The following is an 18,268-nucleotide window of genomic DNA, read 5'->3' as shown; positions in this document are numbered from 1 at the left end:
ATTACATGACTTCTTTTTCACAAACTGATGACAAAGCGATTTTTAAGGTTGGGCCTGTCTGAAATGGAGGTCCCCTTTAATGTCCAAGTCCATCAAGCTCGATTTTTCCGAAAAGTACGACGAGCAGCACGCGCAGAAGTACTTCCATAAGCATCGAAGCGGCTTGAGTCGCCGTCTCTCCAATCGGCGAGATCAACAACTGGCCAAGCGCGCGTTGGCACTTGCTGGTGACCCAGGCTTGGTGTTGGACCTGCCTTGCGGTGCCGGGCGTTTTTGGTCCTTGCTGGCCGAAAAGCCGAATCGCGTCATCATTGGTGCGGACAACTCCGAGGCGATGATCAAGACTGCAATGGCATCTCAACCCGCCGATGTCGTAAAACGGGTACAACCCTTGCACACTTCTGCATTCGACATCGCCTTGCCTGATAACGCCGTCGACAGCATTTTTTGTATGCGCCTGCTTCACCACATCGGCGAACCCGCGCATCGACTGGCCATTCTGAAGGAATTCGCGCGTGTCAGCCGCGATAGCGTGGTTATTTCATTGTGGGTCGATGGCAATTTCAAGGCCTGGAAACGCAAGCGTCAGGAACGTAACCGTGGGCAGAAAGACTACCAGAATCGATTTGTGTTACCGGTTGCTACAGTAGAAGAGGAGTTCAGGCAGGCTGGGTTTCGTATCCAGGAGCAACTGGACTTCCTACCGCTCTATGCCATGTGGCGAGTTTATGTATTACGCAAGAGGTAACAGCATGGTTGCGCAGGTAGTAGAAACACCTGGGGTTTCCCGCAGCAGCTTCGACCATTTCTGGAACATGAAGGGCGAATGGGTAGAAGAGCCCAACGTGCGTCGTGGCGGAGAAAGTGGCGTACAACGGATCATTAGCAAGGATGGCGAGCTGCTTTACGCCAAGCGTCAGACTGGACACATTTATCGCAGTTGGCTGCATCCGTTCGGCAGGCCTACAGTGCTGCGAGAGCAGGACGCTCTGCTGGCGCTGACCCGGCTTGATGTTCGCGTTCCTCAATTGGTTTTCTGTGGGGCCCAGCGGGACCCGGTCCACAAGTGGCGTGCGCTGCTGGTGACCCGGGCGCTCGAAGGTTTCGAGGAGATAGAGAAATGGTATGCCGCGGGTGGGCGCGAGCGCCATGGCGAAGCGGTGAATGATCAGATCCTCCGGGCATTGGCCGAAAACCTGGCCCGTATGCACAAAGGCCGCTGGCAGCACGGCTGCATTTACATCAAGCATGTTTTTGTGCGCGTGACCGGGGAGGGTGAGGCGGCGAAGCCCGAAGTTGCCCTGCTGGACCTGGAGAAGTGTCGCCAGCGTTTGACCGCCCGAAGGGCTGCATCCCATGACTTGAAACAGCTACGGCGCCATTCGTCGTTCAGCGATTCTGACTGGAAAAAACTCGTCTACTTTTATGAGACGGCGTTTGGCAGCGCTATCAAAGGCTTATAACGATGAAACTTGAAATTGCTAGAGGTGTGTTTTTAGTTGGAGCCCTGGCAGTTACGTCGATGGCGGTGGCTGTGTGGGAACAGCCCCGTTCTCAGATACTCAGTGCCTCCCACTCTGACGCTCACTGCCCTTTACCACGGGTGGCCAAGGCCAGTGAGGTTGTCCGGCCGGATAATGACCTGTTGTTGTTCATGTTCAGTCTTTCCCAAGGCGTGAGGCCGCAGAGTTGAGAGTCATGAGATCAAAATAAAGGCCTCGCATCTGCGAGGCCTTTATTTTTGTGTATTGGGAAGTGGTTGAAACCTCTGTGGCGAGGGAGCTTGCTCCCGCTGGGTTGCAAAGCAACCCTGAAGTTCTGCAACTTGGTTTCAGGTGGATTGGGATGGGGTTGGGGCGGCTCCGCCACCCAGCGGGAGCGAGCTTCCTCGCCACAGATAAATCCTCTCGCCACAGAAATCCCTTGCTCAAATAGGGGTCAGGCTTTATCCGGCTTGGCCACCAGCGTGTAGATGCAAGGCAATACGAACAGCGTGAACAGGGTACCGATCGACATGCCGGTGGCGATGACTGTGCCAATGTCGAAGCGGCTCACTGCTCCGGCGCCGGTGGCCAGGATCAGCGGTACCATGCCAAACACCATTGCAGCGGTAGTCATCAGTACCGGCCGCAAACGAATCGACGCGGCCTGCTCCACAGCTTCCCGCGGCGTCAGGCCCTGTTCCTTGCGCAGTTGATTGGCGAATTCAACGATCAGGATCCCATGCTTGCTGATCAGGCCGATCAGTGTCACCAAGCCCACCTGGGTGTATATGTTCATGCTCGACCAGCCGAGGAACAACGGAATCAGTGCGCCACAAATTGACAGGGGCACTGTCACCAGGATCACCAAGGGGTCGCGAAAGCTTTCGAACTGTGCCGCCAGCACCAGGAAGATGATCGCCAGCGCCAGGGCAAAAGTGACCCACAAGGCGCTGCCTTCCTGGACGAACTGACGCGAGGCGCCTGCATAATCGAAGGCAAACCCCACCGGTGCTTCTTCATGGGCGATCTGGCTGACGGTCTGGACGGCCTCGCCCATGCTCACGATGGGGAAGCCGGAAATCCTCACCGCATTGAGTTGCTGGAACTGATTGAGTTGCCGCGGGCGGGCCCGATCGCTGACCTTGATCAGCGTCGATAGCGGTAGCGATTCACCCTTGGCGTTTTTCACGTAGTAATTGTTCAACCAGGCAGGATTGTCCCGGAATGGCCGTTCGACCTGAGCAATGACCTTGTAGCTGCGCCCTTCGAGGGTGAAGCGGTTGATCTCCGACTCCCCCAGCAAGGTGGCGAGGGTTCCGCCCAGGTCCTGCATCGAGACGTCCATCTGGGCGGCCTTGTCACGATCGATGTCGACGACCACTTCGGGCTTGTCGAAGGCCAGGTCAATGTCCATGAACGCGAACTTCCCGGATTCCTCTGCGCGTTTCTTGATTCGTTCTGCCACTTCCAGAAGTGTCGCGTAGTCTTTCGGGGAGTTGATGACGAAGTCAAAGGGCAGGCCTTCACCGGTGCCGGGCAGGGAAGGAAGATTGAAACCGAAGATCTGCAACCCCGGGATGCTTTCCAGCTTGGCCTGGACATCCGGCAGGATTTCCATCTGGGTGCGGCTGCGTTCGTTCCAGGGCTTGAGCAGGAAACCGCCGATGCCGGATTGCACGCCGTTGTAGCCGTTGATCTGGAACGAAGAGTAGTACTCCGGGAACTCCTTGAAGATTTCGAGGAAGTGGTCCGTGTAGGTGTTCAGGTAATCGAGGTTGGTCGGCTGCGGCGCCGTAGCCATCATGAAAATGATGCCCTGGTCTTCGTCGGGGGCCAATTCGGACTTGGTGAACATGATCAGCACAGGAATCAGCAACAGGACGATCACGGCGAACACCAGCACCACCGGCCGGGTATTGAGCGTGCCGTGAAGCATGCGCTGGTAGCGGTTCTTCAAGCGCTCGAAGACGGTGTCCAGCCGATGGGCCAGCCCCGAAGGGTTCTCGTCGTGGCGCAGCAGCATGGCGCACATCATGGGCGATAGGGTCAGGGCGACGATCCCGGAAATCACCACGGCCCCTGCCAGGGTCAGGGCGAACTCCTTGAACAAGGCGCCGGTCAGGCCTTCGAGCAGGCCGATCGGCGCATACACCGCCGCCAGCGTGATGGTCATCGAGACCACCGGCATGGCGATTTCCCGGGCGCCTTCCAGCGCTGCATCGAATGGGCTCTTGCCTTCCTCGATGTGCCGGTGGATGTTCTCCACGACGACGATGGCGTCGTCCACCACAAGACCGATGGCCAGCACCATGGCGAGCAGCGTCAGCAGGTTCATCGAGTAGCCCATCAACTGCATGAAGAACATCACGCCGATCATCGACAGCGGGATGGTCACCACCGGGATGAGTACCGAACGCAGGGCGCCGAGAAACAGGAACACCACGACGATGACGATCAACACCGCTTCGAACAGGGTTTTCACCACCTCATCGATGGAGGCCTGGATGAACAGGGTCGCATCGTAGGCAATCTCGGCCTTGAGGTTCGCCGGCAACTGGGCCTCCATTTCCGGCATGATCTTGCGCACTTCCCTGATCACATCCAGCGGATTCGCGCCGGGCGTGGCCTTGATCCCGATGTACACCGAGGGCGTACCACCGAAGGAGCTGATGGTGTCGTAGTTCTCGGCACCCATCTCCACCCGCGCCACATCACGCAGCAGGACCCGGCTGTCACCGTCGGTCTTGAGTGGTATCGCGGCAAAGGCCTCGGCGGATTTGAGTTCGGTGTTGGCGTTGATGCTGGTAACCACGTATTCGCCCTTCACCTCGCCAGCGGCAGAGAGAAAGTTGTACTGGCGCACCGCGTTGGTCACGTCGGCGGCGGTCAGGCCGAATCCGGCGAGCTTGGCGGGGTCGAGCCACAGGCGCATGGCGAAGTCCTGGTTGCCAAGGATTTCCGCCTCAGCCATGCCCGGGAGGGTCGCCAGCTTGGGCTGGACCACCCGTGACAGGTAGTCGGTGATCTGCGGGTTGTTCAGTTCCTTGCTGAAAAAGCTGATGTACATCAGGGCCGAGGCATCCGCGGCCTCCCGGCTGAGCACCGGGTCCTCGGCATCCTGGGGCAGCTGGTTCTTGACCTCGTTGGCTTTGGCCAACAGTTCGGTGAAGAGCCGGTCGCTGTTGGAGCCGATGCGGGCGTGGACATATATCACCGAGAAATTCTGGCGGCTGACCGAGGTCATGTAGTCGATGCCCTCGGCGCTGGCCAGGCTCTGCTGCATCGGCTGAGTGATATAGCCCTGGATGGTTTCGGCGTTGGCCCCGGGGTAAGCGGTGGTCACCGTGATCAGGGCGTTCTCCATCTGTGGATACTGGCGCAGGGGCAACTTGCTCCAGGCCTGGAAGCCCAACAGCACGATCAGCAGGCTGACCACGGTGGCGAGCACCGGACGGCGGATGAACGGATCGGTAAAAGCCATGGGGATTCCTTGATCAGTCCGCGGATCGCGGGCTGTTCTGTTCGGTCAGGGTCTTGTCGTCACTGATGGCGATGTGGGTACCGTTATCCAGTCTGATCTGGCCGGCGATCACGACCTGTTCGCCGCTCTGTACGCCCTTGGTAACCAGCACCAGCCCGTCACGACGTTCGCCGGTTTCGACGAAGCGTCGTTCGGCAATCAGGACCGGCTGGCCCTTGTCATCCTTCTCGACATTGCCGTCGGCGGCTTTCTTCTGTGTGACCACGTACATGGAGTTGCCATAGAGGGTGTAGGTCACCGCGGTCTCCGGCACGACGATCCCGGCCGCCACATCAGGCAGGATCACCTGCAGGTTGGCGAACATGCCGGGCAACAGCTTGCCGTCGGGGTTGGCCAGGGTGGCGCGTACCAGCACATTGCGGGTGCTGTCTTCGACCTTGGGGTTGATGGCACTGATGGCGCCGACGAACGTCTGGCCGGGGTAGGCCGGGACGCCGACATTGACCGGTTGGGCAACAGCCAGCCTCGGTACCGTTTGCTCAGGAACGTAGAAGTCCACGTAGAGGCTGCTGAGGTCCTGCAGGGTGGCGATGACCGTGCCACTGGCGAGGTAATCACCAACATCCACCTGGCGAATGCCGATGGTGCCACTGAACGGTGCGACGATGCGTTTCTTGTCCAGTGACGCCTTGAGCTGGTTGACCGTGGCCTGGTTCTTTTTCAATTGTGCCGAGAGCCGGTCGAACTCGCCCTTGGAGATCGCCTGGCTGCCCACCAGCTGCCGACCGCGACCGAAGTCCAGTTGCGACAGGCCCAGGTCGGCCTCGGCGGTTTCCAGCAGGGCACTTTCGACTTCACTGTCCAGTTGCAGGAGCGGCTGGCCGGCCTTGACCTTCTGTCCGGACTGGAACAGCACCTTCTGCACGGTCCCGGCAATCTCCAGGCTCAGGTCCACGCCTTGCAACGCCTTGAGGCTGCCGACAGTAGGCAGCCGGCTCTGCCAGGGCTGCTCGGCGGCGCTGGCCACGGCGACACTGATTGGCGGTTTCGGCACAGAAAACGACTGGATCTGCTGGTAGATGGAGAAGCCCTTGTAGCCGCCCAGCAACAGCACCACCAGCAGGACAACACCCAACATGATCAGCATGCGGCGTCGCAGCATGTTCCACTTCCTTGGACAGGTGTTAGAAAAGACATTCAGGCGGGCACATTACTCTGAGTGTGCTGGGGATTCCAGATCCCGTAAGGCCTGCGTTGTGTAGGAATATTCCCGAAATACGGGGGCTTCGTGTCGATAACTCCGCCCCCGTTCAATCAGGCCAGGTGCAAGTGGTTGTCCCAGAGCCCCGCCGGCAGGTCCAGCGGCTTTACAACCGGTTGGGCCTGTCGACAATCGTAATAGCGACAACGGCCCTGGCCCGAGGTCACGACGAAGCCATCCGCCACCGCTCCCACCCCGGCGCAATCCGGCAGAGGGGCGTCCAGGCGGACTTCACCGCTGTCCAGGTCCCAGATGAAAAAGCGATTGCCACGGGGGGCGGTCAGGGCGACCAGGCGCAGGTCACTGTTCACGGCGACGCTGGCGGTGTAATGCCCCATGGCTTGCAATTGCTGCTCGGACACCGGAAACGCCTTGAACGGCTGGCCTGGACGCTTGATCGCCACCAGCTCCGAGGATTCGTGGGCATCTCCCATGAACTGCTGGCCGGAAACGATGGTGCCGTCACTGGCGATGCCCAGGTGGCGCACGCTGTTCATGGCCTGGGGGAGGGTTTCCTTGCTCAACAGCGTGCCGTCGCGTTGCATGAGGACCAGGCTGGGTTCCATGGCGTCGAGGTTCATCTCGACCCGGCTCTCGGCTTCGGTGCGGATACCGCCGTTGGCCACCACCAGGGTTTCGCCGTCGGGCATCCACGAGACCTGGTGCGGACCGATGCCGTGGGTGGGGATCTCGCCGCTGTGTACCAGCCGTTCGCCTTCGAAGCGGTACACGCCCAACAGGCCGCGTCCGGGATCAGAGGTGTCATTCTCGGTGGTGTACAGCCACTCGCCACTGCGATGGATCACCGCATGGCCGTAGAAATGCCGGTTCGGCAAGGACGTGATGGTCTGCAGCAACGTGCCGTCGCGCAGGTCGATCAGGTAGCTTTCGGTGCCCGGGCGACGGGCAACGAACAGCGCAACCGGCTGCGACGGATGATTGACGATGTCGTGGCAGCGCTGGCCGACCCGGGTGGCGAACACCCGCGTGCCGTCCAGTCGATAACCCACGGCGTAGTGCTTGCCATCACCATCGTCCCGTGCCGAAAGCAGCAGCGCAGGTTTGTCCTTGTGCTTGAACAGCGTCCAGCCACCCAGGGTAACGGCGCCGAGCAAGCTGCCCAGTGCCAGGACCTGACGTCGAAACATGATCAGTCACCATCGTTGGCATTAAAGCCCAGTTGGATGCCCAGCGCCTTGGCCAGTTCGCCTTCGTGCAGGCGATGGACGACGTTGAGGCTGTCGTACAAGTCGTTGAGTTGCTGGCGCCCGGCGTCGTCGTTGAGCATTTCGGTCAGTGAGCGCTGGGTGCTGGCGAACAGTTTCAACGATGCGTCATAGGCGGCGTCGATCTTGTCGGCGAGAGGTTTCTGGTCGCTCGGCAACAGACCACGCAGGCCCTTGTTATCCACGCCTACCCAAACCGTCCTGGCCGCGCTGAGGCTGGCTTCCAGGCCTTGCAACGACGACTGGCTGCGCCAGGCATCGGCCTGGAAAGGTTGCGGTACGCCCTTGGTCTGGCGGCCCATCGGGGTGCCGAGTTTCTTCTTCAATGTATCGAGGGCGGTGACCTGGACCCGCAGCAGATCGGCGATCGCTTCGTGGGAATCGGCGTAGCGCTGGTTCGGGAACTTGCTCATCTGTGCGAGCATGCCGTCGTTGGTATTCCAGCGCGACAGGATCTCTTCCGCCAGTTGTTGCTGACGTTCCGCAATGGCCATCAGCAGTGGGCAATACTTGGCTTTCTGCGTGCTGTCGGCCATGTCGATCCTGGCATCGAACAGCAGGTATTCGTAGGCCGACAGTCCCTGGACCACGACGCTGGATTTGGCCAGACCGGCGGCGTCGATCTGCGGCTGGCTTTCGACCAGTTGCTCGACCTGACGGCCCACCAGGTTTTTCTTGTCCGGCCAGAACTGTACCTGCCAGGCGCGGTTGCCTTCGGCCAGCGGACCGATCAGCAGCGGTTGCAGCTCGGCCCAGGCCTTTTGTGCCTTGAGGAAGTCGGCGCGGGCGGTTTCCAGGTTCTCCTTGCCTTGGCAGAACGCCAGGGCGCTGCTCGCCAGTTGCCGGTCGGCATCGACCCAACGGCTGTAGGTCGGCAGGATCACTTGCTTGGCGATGGCGGCCGACGTGACTGCTTGCGGATCCTGGGGCGAGCATGCGCCGAGGGCGAAGGCGGCGAGGCTGGTGAACAACAGCTTGGGACGGAACATGTCGGACTCCCGTTTCGGAAAATTATTTAAAGGGAATTCAGGAAAGCCAGCAACGCGGCGCGTTGCTCGGCATTGAATGCTAAAACCTGGCGCTGTGCCGCTTGCGCTTCACCGCCATGCCAGAGCACGGCTTCGAGCAGGTTGCGGGCGCGTCCGTCGTGCAGGAACTGGGTGTGGCCGCTGACGGTTTCGGTCAAGCCGATACCCCACAGCGGCGGGGTCCGCCAGTCACGGCCGCCGGCCTTGAATTCGCTGCGGTTGTCGGCCAGCCCTTCGCCCATGTCGTGCAACAACAGGTCGGTGTAAGGGCGGATGACCTGGTTCGCCAACTCCGGCTCGGCAGCGTTGGCGGACGTGGTGTATTTCGGCGTGTGGCAGGATTGGCAGCCGGCTTGGAAAAACAGGTTCTTGCCGGCCAGCACCTGAGATGAATTCACGTCCCGGCGCGCCGGTACGGCCAGGTTGCGGCTATAGAACAGCACCAGCCGCAGGATGTTGTCGCTCACCTCCGGCTCGCCGTCCGGACCATTGCCATTGGGTGCGCGCTTGCAATCGACCTGGGCCTCGGTGCAATCGTCGAACGGCCGCAGGCTTGTCGTCAGGCCCATGTCGCCGGAGAACGCGTGGACGTTCTGCTGGTTGAGGTTGGGCTGTCCGGCTTTCCAGCCGAAACGTCCCATGACGGTTTTCTGCAGGGCATCGTCCCAGACCTGGTTCGGCCGACCGGCGATGCCGTTTTTCTCCCGCGCCTGGGCCTCGGCATTCGCCAGGATGGCTTCATCGGGAATGGCTTCCAGCAATCCCAAGCCGATCATCGGCGGCGCGACCCGGGCGGATAAACGTGTGTCGGGGTGCATCGGACCGTAGCCCAACTGGCTGATCTGCAGGTTCGGCTTGCGCAGTTCCACCACCGTACCGTCGTTGAAACGAACCGGGACAGGCGCGTAGTCGACCCGCACCTTGCCTTCCGGGGCGACGCCGGGTACGGACATATCCTGCAATTGTCCGCCGTAGACTGGCTCCGGCACCACGCCCAGGTGCTCGATGACCTTGGCGTAGGCTGGCGCATCGGGGATCGACAGGCGCACCAGCATCGACACCGCATTGGCCGCGTCCGGCGCTGGCGGATGGCCGCGACCGTCCTTGATATGGCAGTTCTGACAGGCATTGGTATTGAACAGCGGCCCGAGGCCATCCCGGGCGGTGGTGGTCGACGGCGCGATCACCCAGGGGCTGCGGAAAAAGCTGTTGCCGACGCTGAAATCCACGCGCCGTGAGGGCGGCAGGTTGGCCGAGGGCAGGGAGAACGCGTTCTGATCGGCCTTGCGAACCGTCGCGGCACCGCCGGACCGGGCTTCACCAGGTTCGGCCTGGGTAAAGTGCGGTGCATCATCGCAGGCGCTCAGGCCCATGGCCATGAATAGTGCGCATGTACGAAGAAACAACGACGGCATCGGACATCCTGGGAGGCAAGTGAAACGAGGGCGCAAAGTCTAACAGGACGATGGACTTTGAATAAGAGGAATTATCGTTTGGTTTGGGAACGTCGCTTTTATTCGGGGGAATGCGGAACGCTACATGATTCAAGGGTAGGTCCCGGCGTCCGGTCATCTCCGGTCCCATCCGTTCGTCTGCAATCTATCCTCACCTGTAAGTTCTAACAGTAGGCAGTTGCCTTGGTCTGGCGTGTGATAACCGTGCCCAAGAGGTCCACGTCCCGTCACCTGTCAGGAGAGTCTGATGGATATCCAATCTTCTACCTTAAACGACTTGTTCGTCCTGTACCCCGTGATCATTCCGGGCTGGGTCACTCCAGTGAGACCGGATGGCCTCGCCGATGGGGGCATCCCCAAAAGCCTTTACGACGGCGAGCCTCAGGGGCTTCTCTGCGTGATTGATCCGTGGACGGAACTCAAGCGTCAATCCTGGACAATGGCGGCCTATGATCGCGCTGACCTGTACGTCAATGATGATCCCACTCCCGTCGCCGGCAAGACTGTAGAGCCGGGGGAAGAGCAAGATCGGATACCCTTGCGCATCCCCCACGGGCAGTTAATTCATGGGGTCAACAGACTGCATTACAAAGTGACCCGCCCCGGGCAAAACGCTGAGGACTCCAGGAACTTGCATGTGTTGTATCACCTGCGGGCACCGGGTGACCCAGCGCCAGACGGCCTGGATCTGCTGATCCCGCCCGATGTTGTCAGCAATGGGGTCAGCGCCGAGCGGGCGGCGCAGGGGGTGGAATTCGGTTTCGCCTACACCAACCCGCGAAATTACGACCGCATTAACTTTTTAGTGGGGAATGTAACTATTCCCTTTGAGGTGGCCGACGCCTCGATACCGGTGACCAGGACTCTGTTCACCGCCACGTTCCAACAGGCAGGTGACAACCCCAATACACTCATCGAGTATCGGGTGACAGACCAATTGGGCAACTCCAACCAGTCGCCAACCAAGCGCCTTGATATTCATCTTGACCGGCAGTTGGACCTGCCCCGCCCAGGGTCGAGGAAGCGCTTGGCAACAGCCTCGACCCGGTTGATGCAAAAGACACTCTGACCGTGGTGGTGCGCTATGACGACATGTTGCCCACCGACCTGCTGAGCGTGACTTGGGCAGGTACGGCCGGCGCCGGTTCCCACACCACCGACGCAGAGGAGGTCGGTACTGTTGGCGAGAAGGAGGTGCCGATTCCGGTCGCGGTCCTGGCCTTCAATTTGGGCAAGACGGTGACGGTAAGCTATACCGTCACCCGTAATAACCGAGCGACCACCACCCCCTCCGATCCGCTCCTGCTCAACGTGCGCGACATCGCCCAGAGCGATCTGCCGACGCCGCTGATTCCCGAAGCGGCCAATGGCGGCGCCGGACCTGAGCTTGACCTGGCCAGTTACGCGGGTGATGCCAATGTGACGGTGGTGCCCTGGCCGCTCATTGCCATAGACCAGAAGGTATGGCTTTACTGCGAAGGCACCAAGACTGACGGGACGAGGCATACGATCACCTTGCAAACCGCCACAAGCCTGACGGCGGATGAAGTGAGGGTCGGACTGTCCAGACCGGTTCCCCAAGGTCAACTGCAACTACTGCGCGACCGCTCTGACCTGAACGTCGTGCTGCAGGTGACGTTCAATAAATCCCCGGATATCACCGAGGCCATCAGCTTTCCCCTGCGCACTTACTCGATCAGGTCCGTGGTGCTGGAAACACCGCTCATTACCTCGGTCAAGGATCCCAGCGACGCCCCGATCTCCGATAACGGCTACACCCTCGCGACCACCGTGATGCTGACCGGCGAAGCAACGCCCAACACGAAAGTCGAAATTTTCGACAATGATGAATACAAAAAGACGGTCGAGGTCGATACCAATGGCTTATGGGGTGACACTCTGAGCGGGCTCGCCATAGGGGGGCATAATTTCACCGCCCGGGCGATCTTACGTAGTAATCCAGTGTCGCCGCCCTGGAGGATTACGGTGGTGGAACGTCTGACTGTCGACACCAGCCTCGCCACTCTCAGCACGCCAATGTACAGAACCGAGAAATTCCCAGTGCGCCCGCCAGTTGGCGCATACGTGGAGCGGATACCGTCCGGAGGTGCGCCTCCTTATAGCTATACCTCCAGCGATCCAAACGTGGCCGAGCTTTTTTCAGCAGATCAACCACGGGTCGTATCGAAGTTCTCAGGGACTACCACGATCACTATTCGAGATCAGCTCGGTGGAAGTGTTTCCTATCCAGTCACCACTTCCAATGTCTGGCTGCTGATGGGGATGGGGGAGGCCTACAGATGGCACACCTATTGGAACTGCTGGGGTGCCGCGGTGAATTTTGGGGGTAACATTCCTGACCTGCAGACATGGGGAGCCATTCGAACCACCCATGACGGCGATCCAGGTTTGGGCAACTTGCGTTCGTGGACTTCCAACCCCGCTGCGGGTGATAGGCAAGAGTATGCGATTCAACCTTTAACTGGGGAGATAGAAACGCTGTCCCAGGATGCCGACTATGCGACGGGGTGGATGATCAAGGCGGTATGACAGCCTCCATGGAGATTTCTTGCAATGCTCAAGGCTGGACAACAGCCCCCGGCACCAACGGAAGTTCCAGGCTTGCGATGAACCCTCCATCGGGATGGTTGGCCAGTATCAAGGTACCACCGTGCCGTTCCGCGGCACGGCGGGCGATAGCCAGGCCCAAGCCATGGCCGGCGGCGGTCTGGCCAGGTGCACGATAGAACGGCTCGCCCAGTTGCCCCAGGTGTTCGGCCTCCACGCCTGGACCATGGTCGCGCACGCTCACCAGAATCTTTTCTCCCTGGCGCACCGCACGCATTTCGATGGGTTGCCCGGCCGGGTTGAAGCGCTGGGCGTTGCGCAGCAGGTTGTCCACCGCTCGCTCGATCATGGTCGGCCAGCCCTTGAGGGTCAGGCTCGGCTCGGCGTTCAATTGCACGCTTTGTTCCGGGGACGCCAGTTGTGCATCTTTTTGCAGGGCGACCAGCAGGCCGTTCAGATCGATCTCTTCGGCGCCGGCGTTGTCGGCATCGACCCGGGCCAGCACCAGGATTTCACTGATCAACGCCTCCAGGCGATCGCATTCGCGGGTCAGGCGCGGCCACAGCGCTTCGCGCTCCTGGGGGCCGGCCCGCTCCGCCAATGCCAGGGCGATGCGCAGCCGGGCCAGGGGCGAGCGCAGTTCATGGGACACGTCCCGCAGCAACTGTCGCTGGCTGCCAATCAGGCTTTGCAAGCGTGCGCCCATGCGGTTGAAGTCTGTCGCCAATACACCGAATTCGTCGCGACGGTTGGCCAGTTTGGCCAGGCTGTTCTGTTGATAAGTGGTTTGTCCCAGGTCATGCACGGCACCGCGCAGCCGGTTCAATGGGCGAGTGATAGAGAAAGTCACCAGCAGACTGAACAAGGTCAGCACCACCAAGGCGATGCCCAGGGCACTGAGGGGCCAGAGCAGGCTGTCGCGGTGCCAGGCATCCAGCTCGGGATGGGGGATGCGGTAGATGAACAGGTAAGTGTCTCCGGTCTTGGCGCTGGTGAACTCGTCGGTCAGGCGTCGCCAGGGCAGGCGTCGGTCGTCGTTGTTCTGGCGTGCCTCAAAGGCGGCCGCCCGATGGGGAAACGTGCCGCGCACCACCGGGTCGCCGCTCTCGTTGAACACCTGGACGTCGATGTGATACTGGCGTTTGCGCTGTTGCAGAATATCCTGGGCCGCATCCTCGCCCTGGCTTTCGTAGGTTTGCGTCCACTCTTCGGGCAGGGTGTTGAGCCCTGGATGGCGGCTGAGGATCCAGGCGTCCTGGTTCAGCATGTGCCCCAGCAGGATGGAAAGCCCTGCAACCAGCGTGATGGCCAGCCAGAAACTGGCCAGGATGCGCCAGAACAATGAACGCACGGTAAATCCTCGAAACAGAGAAAGCCCAGCGGCACGTAGCCGCTGGGCTGGGGAACGTCAGTGCATTATTGCGCTTTTTGCGGCTGTTGCGCCTTCCAGGCCTTGAATTCGGCCCACTCGGCGCGACGCTCGGCCTGTTTCTTCTGGATCGCGTCGAACTCTTTCTGTTGCTCAGGCTTCAACAGAGCACGGATCTGGGTGTCGACTTTCTCGTGCCGTGCTTTCATTTCATCCTGCATGGCCTTCTGGTCGGCCGGCGACAGTTTCGCCAGGTATTTCTCTACCAGCTCCTGACGTTCATGGCGCTGTTCGCCCATGATTCTGCGGATCTGCTGGCGCTGTTCGTGGGTCAGGTCCAGCTGGCTGTACGGACCTCTGTCGTGCATCTGGCCGCCGTGACGCGGGCCATCCATCGGCCCCATCGGGCCAGCGCCTTCAGGCATGGCCATGGCCACGGTCGGCAGGGCGGCAGCGAACATCAGAGCGATAAGGGTCTTGCGCATGGTGTATCTCCTTGTCTCGTTCCCGGTCGGTTCCGGATGTGTGCAGATTACTGAGATCAAGGTCAGCGGCGGTCAGGGGTGGGTAAAGCTTGGGTAAAGAGGTTTGGGTGTGATCCTGACAAAACGCAAACCCGTGGCGAGGGGATCTGCGTCGTTCAGAGGCTGTAGTAGTAACCCCGGCTGCGCAACGCCACGATGCGCGGGCGGCCGTCGGGATGGGGGCCGATTTTCTTGCGCAGGTTGCTTACGTGCATGTCGAGGCTGCGGTCGTACAGGGTCAGCTTGCGGCCCAGGGCGATCTGTGCCAGTTCCTGCTTGTCCAGCGGCTCACCTGGTTGCTTGAGCAGCGCTTCGAGCAGGCGGCTCTCGGACACGGTGAGGGTCTGTTCCTGCTCATCGATACTGACCACGCCACGTACCGGGCTGAAGGTCAGGTCGCCCAGTTCGATCTGGCTGGACACCGCCGTCGGATGACTGCGCCGCAGCACGGCGCGCAGGCGGGCGGTCAGTTCCCTGGGGTCGCAGGGCTTGGCCAGGTAGTCGTCGGCGCCCAGTTCCAGGCCGAGGATGCGGTCCAGCGGCTCGCCGCGGGCCGACAGCATCACCACCGGCAGTTCCGGATGGTCGGTGCGCAGTTGCTTGAGCAACTCCAGGCCACTGCCGTCGGGCAGCATCACATCCAGCACCACCGCTGACGGAGCGGTTTCGGCCAGGGCCTTGCGGGCACTCTGGCCATCGTGGCAGGCCCGGACCTGGAACCCTTCCTGACCCAGCCAACTGCCGAGGAGCTCACACAGCTCCTGGTCATCATCAATCAGTAACAGCTCGCTCATGAAACACTCAATTTAGCCATTGCCGACGCTGTCTACGTCCACCGCTGGCAAAGATACCGCAGAGTAGGGCCAATAGCGCTACCCCGGCACCAATGACGAACCATTGCTGTTGATCGGTCAACAGGCGCGGCAGCGTGCTTGACTGGGCTTCCTTGAGTTGCAGCTTCAGGCGCTGGTTCTCCTGGCGCAACCGGCTCACCAGTGCGGTTTCGCGTTCGCTGTTGGTGTTCTGCAATTGTTGGGTCAGTTCTTCGCGCAGGCGCTCGCTGTCTTTCAAGCGTTGCTGCAGCTCGGCGAGCTGGCCGCCCGCGCTCAGGGACAAGGGCGTCGAATGACTGCCCTCGGTGCTTTCTTCGCCATGGGCGGGTGCCCCGATCGACAACATGATCAACAACAGGCACAACGGACCTTTGCGCATGGTCACTCCTGAATTCCGCTCGAGTTTAGACAGATTAGACAGGTTGTCGGCAGGCAAATGAGAACAATGAGCCATGAAGGCTCATTGCGCATCGGGTTATGGCAGGACTTGCTTGAACGGCTTGACCACGACATTGGCGTAGACGCCAGCGGTCACGAACGGGTCGGCCTCGGCCCAGGCTTGCGCGACGGCCAGGGATTCGAACTCGGCCACGATCAGGCTGCCGCTGAAACCTGCGGCACCTGGATCATTGCTGTCCACCGCAGGGTGGGGGCCAGCCAGCACGACACGGCCTTCGGCCTTGAGCTGCTGCAGGCGCGCCAGGTGCTCGGGGCGAGCGGCCAGGCGTTTTTCCAGGGAGTTGGCGACGTCGGTGGCAATGATTGCGTAGAGCATGTCAGTCCTCGGTTTTTTGCGGGGGGGTGTCGGCATCGTGCAGATGGCGGGACAGGTAGATGCCTTGGCCGATCAGGAACAGCAGCGTCATGCCCAGGCTGCCGAAGACCTTGAAGTCGACCCAGTAGTCCTGGAACGTGAACGCGACGAACAGGTTGGCGCCGCCGCAGAACAGGAAGAAGGCGATCCAGGCGATGTTCAGGCGGGTCCAGATCACGTCCGGCAGGCTGACGGCATGGCCCATGATGCGTTTGATCAGCAGGCTGTCGCCGATGAAATGACTGCCGATAAAGGCCAGGGCGAACAGCCAGTTGACCACCGGCGCTTTCCATTTGAGGAAGGTATCGCTGTGGAAGGCCAGGGTCAGGCTGCCGAACACCAGGCAGGCGATCAGGGTCAGCCACTGGCTTTTTTCCAGCTTGCGCTGGGAGATGAACAGCGCGCCATAGACCACCAGGGAACTGATGATAAGCACCGCGGTGGCGCTGTAGATACCACCCACGGTCAGGGACTGACCGGCAATGTCGACGGTGCGTGGGTCAAGTTTATAAGCGATGAAAAACAGCAGAAGCGGAATGAAGTCGATGAATTGTTTCACAATGGCAGCCAGAAGCAGGATGTGGCGGCATAATAACAAACATCCTTGGCCGTGATAGGGCCAGCTGATTTGAGGTAACAACCCCCCGTGAATGTTGATTTGCACTGCCATAGCACGGCCTCCGATGGCGCCCTGGCGCCTGCGATTGTGGTGGCGCGGGCGTTCGAGCACGGCGTGCGAGTCCTGGCCCTGACCGATCACGACACCCTCGAAGGCCTCGATGAGGCTCGCGACGCGGCGACAGCGTTGGGCATGCAGCTGGTCAACGGCGTCGAGTTGTCCTGCACATGGGGTGGGGCGACCATCCATGTGCTGGGCTATGGTTTCGATGTCGGTGCGCCGCCACTGGTGCAGGCCATCGCCGAATTGCGCGATGGGCGCTGGCTGCGTGCCGAGGAGATCAGCCGCAAGCTGGCCCTCAAGGGCATGCCCGGTGCGCTGGAGGGCGCCCGGCAGATCCAGCAGGAACTGGGGGACAGCGGCAATGCGCCGGCCCGGCCGCACTTCGCCGATTGGATGGTGCGCGAAGGTTTCGTCAAGGACCGCGCCGAAGCGTTTCGCAAATGGTTGGGGGCCGGCAAGCTGGGGGACGTCAAGCAACATTGGCCGACGCTGGAACAGACGGTTGAGACTTTGCGGGCCGCCGGGGCCTGGGTCAGCCTGGCGCATCCCTGGCACTATGATTTCACCCGTAGCAAACGTCGCCGCCTGATAGCCGACTATATTCAAGCAGGGGGCCACGCCATTGAGGTGGTCAATGGCCATCAGCCGGCCGAGCAGGTCGGCAGCCTGGCGATTCTGGCCCGGGAGTTTGGCCTGCTGGTTACCGCCGGCAGTGATTTCCATGGCCCTGGAGGCTGGTCCGAGATCGGCGAGTACCGCCCGTTGCCCGAAGATCTGCCACCACTTTGGTGTAGATTCAAACATGATCTTGTTACCGACGCCGTCTGAACAGGTAGAACACGTGAGTCAATTTTTCCAGATTCATCCGGAAAACCCGCAAGCGCGCCTGATCAAACAGGCGGTGGAAATCATTCGTGGCGGTGGGGTGGTGGTCTATCCCACCGACTCCTCCTACGCCATCGGCTGCCAGATCGGCGACAAGAATGCCGTGGAACGGGTCAGGCGCCTGCGTCAGTTGGACGACAAGCACAACTTTGCGTTGATCTGCAGTGACCTGTCGCAACTGGGCCTGTTCGCCAAGATCGACACCGGCACCTTCCGGCTGCTCAAGGCCCATCTACCGGGCCCCTACACCTTTATTCTCAACGCCACCCGCGAAGTACCGCGCCTGTTGCTGCACCCGAAGAAACGCACCATCGGCCTGCGGGTGCCGAGCCACCCCATTGCCCTGGCGCTGTTGGCGGAACTGGGTGAGCCGTTGATGAGTGTGACGCTGATCATGCCCGGTGAAACCGATCCCCTGACCGATCCCTACGAAATGCGCCAGTTGCTCGAACATCAGGTCGATCTGATCATCGATGGCGGTTATGGCGGCATGAAAGCCTCCACCGTGATCAACCTGGCCGACGGCGAGCCGCAGGTGGTGCGCGTCGGTTGCGGCGATCCGGCGCCGTTTCTGGTCGAGGCCTGAATGTCCGCCGTGGAAGCCGTGGTGGACAGCGTAGACAGCCAGGCCGGCGCCCAGCAGGAGTTGCCGTTCGCCA

Annotated in this window: 18 protein-coding genes; 7 read left to right on the top strand and 11 right to left on the bottom strand. The window is 60.8% G+C overall.

Annotated elements, in window-relative coordinates:
* Nucleotides 1-79: 79 nt before the first annotated feature.
* Genes FBX99_RS00420 through FBX99_RS29065 form a run of 3 tightly spaced genes read left to right on the top strand, consistent with a single transcriptional unit; the run spans nucleotide 80 to nucleotide 1,693 of the window.
* Entirely contained in the window at nucleotides 80-748 is a 669-nt protein-coding gene (locus FBX99_RS00420) for a class I SAM-dependent methyltransferase (protein WP_144924831.1), read from the top strand.
* Nucleotides 749-752: 4 nt separating this feature from the next.
* Nucleotides 753-1,463, top strand: coding sequence for a lipopolysaccharide kinase InaA family protein (locus FBX99_RS00415; RefSeq protein WP_145130377.1), 711 nt, complete (start codon nucleotides 753-755; stop codon nucleotides 1,461-1,463).
* A 2-nt stretch (nucleotides 1,464-1,465) separates the two neighbouring features.
* On the top strand, nucleotides 1,466-1,693 hold the full coding sequence (locus FBX99_RS29065; protein WP_144924837.1) for a hypothetical protein: 228 nt from the start codon (nucleotides 1,466-1,468) through the stop codon (nucleotides 1,691-1,693).
* Nucleotides 1,694-1,938: 245 nt separating this feature from the next.
* Here FBX99_RS29065 and FBX99_RS00405 read toward each other — a convergent pair whose 3' ends face one another.
* From FBX99_RS00405 to FBX99_RS00385, 5 genes are all read right to left on the bottom strand, one after another.
* Nucleotides 1,939-4,965 (bottom strand): multidrug efflux RND transporter permease subunit, encoded by a 3,027-nt coding sequence (locus tag FBX99_RS00405; RefSeq protein WP_145130375.1) that lies wholly within the window; start codon nucleotides 4,963-4,965, stop codon nucleotides 1,939-1,941.
* A 13-nt stretch (nucleotides 4,966-4,978) separates the two neighbouring features.
* A complete protein-coding gene (locus tag FBX99_RS00400) occupies nucleotides 4,979-6,127 on the bottom strand; it encodes an efflux RND transporter periplasmic adaptor subunit (protein ID WP_144924844.1) in 1,149 nt (382 codons plus the stop codon).
* A gap of 152 nt (nucleotides 6,128-6,279) precedes the next feature.
* Nucleotides 6,280-7,374, bottom strand: a complete 1,095-nt coding sequence (locus FBX99_RS00395; RefSeq protein WP_144924847.1) for a DUF1513 domain-containing protein — start codon at nucleotides 7,372-7,374, stop codon at nucleotides 6,280-6,282.
* A gap of 2 nt (nucleotides 7,375-7,376) precedes the next feature.
* Nucleotides 7,377-8,441, bottom strand: coding sequence for an imelysin family protein (locus FBX99_RS00390; protein ID WP_144924851.1), 1,065 nt, complete (start codon nucleotides 8,439-8,441; stop codon nucleotides 7,377-7,379).
* 26 nt (nucleotides 8,442-8,467) lie between these two features.
* Complete coding sequence (locus tag FBX99_RS00385; RefSeq protein ID WP_145130373.1) at nucleotides 8,468-9,895, bottom strand: di-heme oxidoredictase family protein; 1,428 nt, start codon at nucleotides 9,893-9,895, stop codon at nucleotides 8,468-8,470.
* 286 nt (nucleotides 9,896-10,181) lie between these two features.
* Here FBX99_RS00385 and FBX99_RS00380 point away from each other — a divergent pair, with 286 nt between their 5' ends.
* Nucleotides 10,182-11,003 carry a hypothetical protein gene (locus FBX99_RS00380; RefSeq protein ID WP_256663989.1) on the top strand — a complete coding sequence of 274 codons (822 nt, stop codon included), beginning with the start codon at nucleotides 10,182-10,184 and terminating at the stop codon, nucleotides 11,001-11,003.
* Between the two features lie 2 nt (nucleotides 11,004-11,005).
* Nucleotides 11,006-12,484: a hypothetical protein gene (locus tag FBX99_RS00375; RefSeq protein WP_145130371.1), complete on the top strand. Its 1,479-nt coding sequence runs from the start codon at nucleotides 11,006-11,008 to the stop codon at nucleotides 12,482-12,484.
* Between the two features lie 28 nt (nucleotides 12,485-12,512).
* Here the strand turns inward: FBX99_RS00375 and FBX99_RS00370 are convergent, their stop codons facing one another.
* From FBX99_RS00370 to FBX99_RS00345, 6 genes are all read right to left on the bottom strand, one after another.
* A complete protein-coding gene (locus FBX99_RS00370; RefSeq protein ID WP_144924857.1) occupies nucleotides 12,513-13,853 on the bottom strand; it encodes a HAMP domain-containing sensor histidine kinase in 1,341 nt (446 codons plus the stop codon).
* A gap of 65 nt (nucleotides 13,854-13,918) precedes the next feature.
* Nucleotides 13,919-14,356, bottom strand: a complete 438-nt coding sequence (locus FBX99_RS00365; protein WP_144924860.1) for a Spy/CpxP family protein refolding chaperone — start codon at nucleotides 14,354-14,356, stop codon at nucleotides 13,919-13,921.
* Between the two features lie 155 nt (nucleotides 14,357-14,511).
* Nucleotides 14,512-15,189: a response regulator transcription factor gene (locus FBX99_RS00360; protein ID WP_144924863.1), complete on the bottom strand. Its 678-nt coding sequence runs from the start codon at nucleotides 15,187-15,189 to the stop codon at nucleotides 14,512-14,514.
* A gap of 7 nt (nucleotides 15,190-15,196) precedes the next feature.
* Nucleotides 15,197-15,607 carry a translation initiation factor 2 gene (locus FBX99_RS00355; protein WP_144924866.1) on the bottom strand — a complete coding sequence of 137 codons (411 nt, stop codon included), beginning with the start codon at nucleotides 15,605-15,607 and terminating at the stop codon, nucleotides 15,197-15,199.
* 96 nt (nucleotides 15,608-15,703) lie between these two features.
* Nucleotides 15,704-16,003 (bottom strand): YciI family protein, encoded by a 300-nt coding sequence (locus FBX99_RS00350; RefSeq protein ID WP_144924869.1) that lies wholly within the window; start codon nucleotides 16,001-16,003, stop codon nucleotides 15,704-15,706.
* 1 nt (nucleotide 16,004) lies between these two features.
* The gene (locus FBX99_RS00345; protein WP_144924872.1) at nucleotides 16,005-16,601 is read right to left on the bottom strand and encodes a septation protein A; all 597 of its coding nucleotides are present in this window, start codon (nucleotides 16,599-16,601) and stop codon (nucleotides 16,005-16,007) included.
* A gap of 87 nt (nucleotides 16,602-16,688) precedes the next feature.
* Between FBX99_RS00345 and FBX99_RS00340 the strand changes: the two genes are divergently transcribed.
* A complete protein-coding gene (locus FBX99_RS00340) occupies nucleotides 16,689-17,552 on the top strand; it encodes a PHP domain-containing protein (RefSeq protein WP_144924876.1) in 864 nt (287 codons plus the stop codon).
* A 13-nt stretch (nucleotides 17,553-17,565) separates the two neighbouring features.
* Nucleotides 17,566-18,195, top strand: a complete 630-nt coding sequence (locus FBX99_RS00335) for an L-threonylcarbamoyladenylate synthase (protein ID WP_024779546.1) — start codon at nucleotides 17,566-17,568, stop codon at nucleotides 18,193-18,195.
* Nucleotides 18,196-18,268 lie beyond the last annotated feature (73 nt).

It is taken from the genome of Pseudomonas sp. SJZ074 (assembly GCF_007828215.1).
GTDB lineage: Bacteria > Pseudomonadota > Gammaproteobacteria > Pseudomonadales > Pseudomonadaceae > Aquipseudomonas.
Note: the sequence above shows the minus strand (reverse complement) of the source record. Positions and strands in the feature narration are given on the sequence as shown.

Bases quoted from the DNA above. Each gene is read 5' to 3' on its own strand.
- FBX99_RS00355 (WP_144924866.1), bottom strand. From the start codon at position 15,607: ATGCGCAAAGGTCCGTTGTGCCTGTTGTTGATCATGTTGTCGATCGGG.
- FBX99_RS00350 (WP_144924869.1), bottom strand. From the start codon at position 16,003: ATGCTCTACGCAATCATTGCCACCGACGTCGCCAACTCCCTGGAAAAA.
- FBX99_RS00360 (WP_144924863.1), bottom strand. From the start codon at position 15,189: ATGAGCGAGCTGTTACTGATTGATGATGACCAGGAGCTGTGTGAGCTC.
- FBX99_RS29065 (WP_144924837.1), top strand. From the start codon at position 1,466: ATGAAACTTGAAATTGCTAGAGGTGTGTTTTTAGTTGGAGCCCTGGCA.
- FBX99_RS00400 (WP_144924844.1), bottom strand. From the start codon at position 6,127: ATGCTGCGACGCCGCATGCTGATCATGTTGGGTGTTGTCCTGCTGGTG.
- FBX99_RS00380 (WP_256663989.1), top strand. From the start codon at position 10,182: ATGGATATCCAATCTTCTACCTTAAACGACTTGTTCGTCCTGTACCCC.
- FBX99_RS00405 (WP_145130375.1), bottom strand. From the start codon at position 4,965: ATGGCTTTTACCGATCCGTTCATCCGCCGTCCGGTGCTCGCCACCGTG.
- FBX99_RS00390 (WP_144924851.1), bottom strand. From the start codon at position 8,441: ATGTTCCGTCCCAAGCTGTTGTTCACCAGCCTCGCCGCCTTCGCCCTC.
- FBX99_RS00385 (WP_145130373.1), bottom strand. From the start codon at position 9,895: ATGCCGTCGTTGTTTCTTCGTACATGCGCACTATTCATGGCCATGGGC.
- FBX99_RS00365 (WP_144924860.1), bottom strand. From the start codon at position 14,356: ATGCGCAAGACCCTTATCGCTCTGATGTTCGCTGCCGCCCTGCCGACC.
- FBX99_RS00395 (WP_144924847.1), bottom strand. From the start codon at position 7,374: ATGTTTCGACGTCAGGTCCTGGCACTGGGCAGCTTGCTCGGCGCCGTT.
- FBX99_RS00415 (WP_145130377.1), top strand. From the start codon at position 753: ATGGTTGCGCAGGTAGTAGAAACACCTGGGGTTTCCCGCAGCAGCTTC.
- FBX99_RS00420 (WP_144924831.1), top strand. From the start codon at position 80: ATGTCCAAGTCCATCAAGCTCGATTTTTCCGAAAAGTACGACGAGCAG.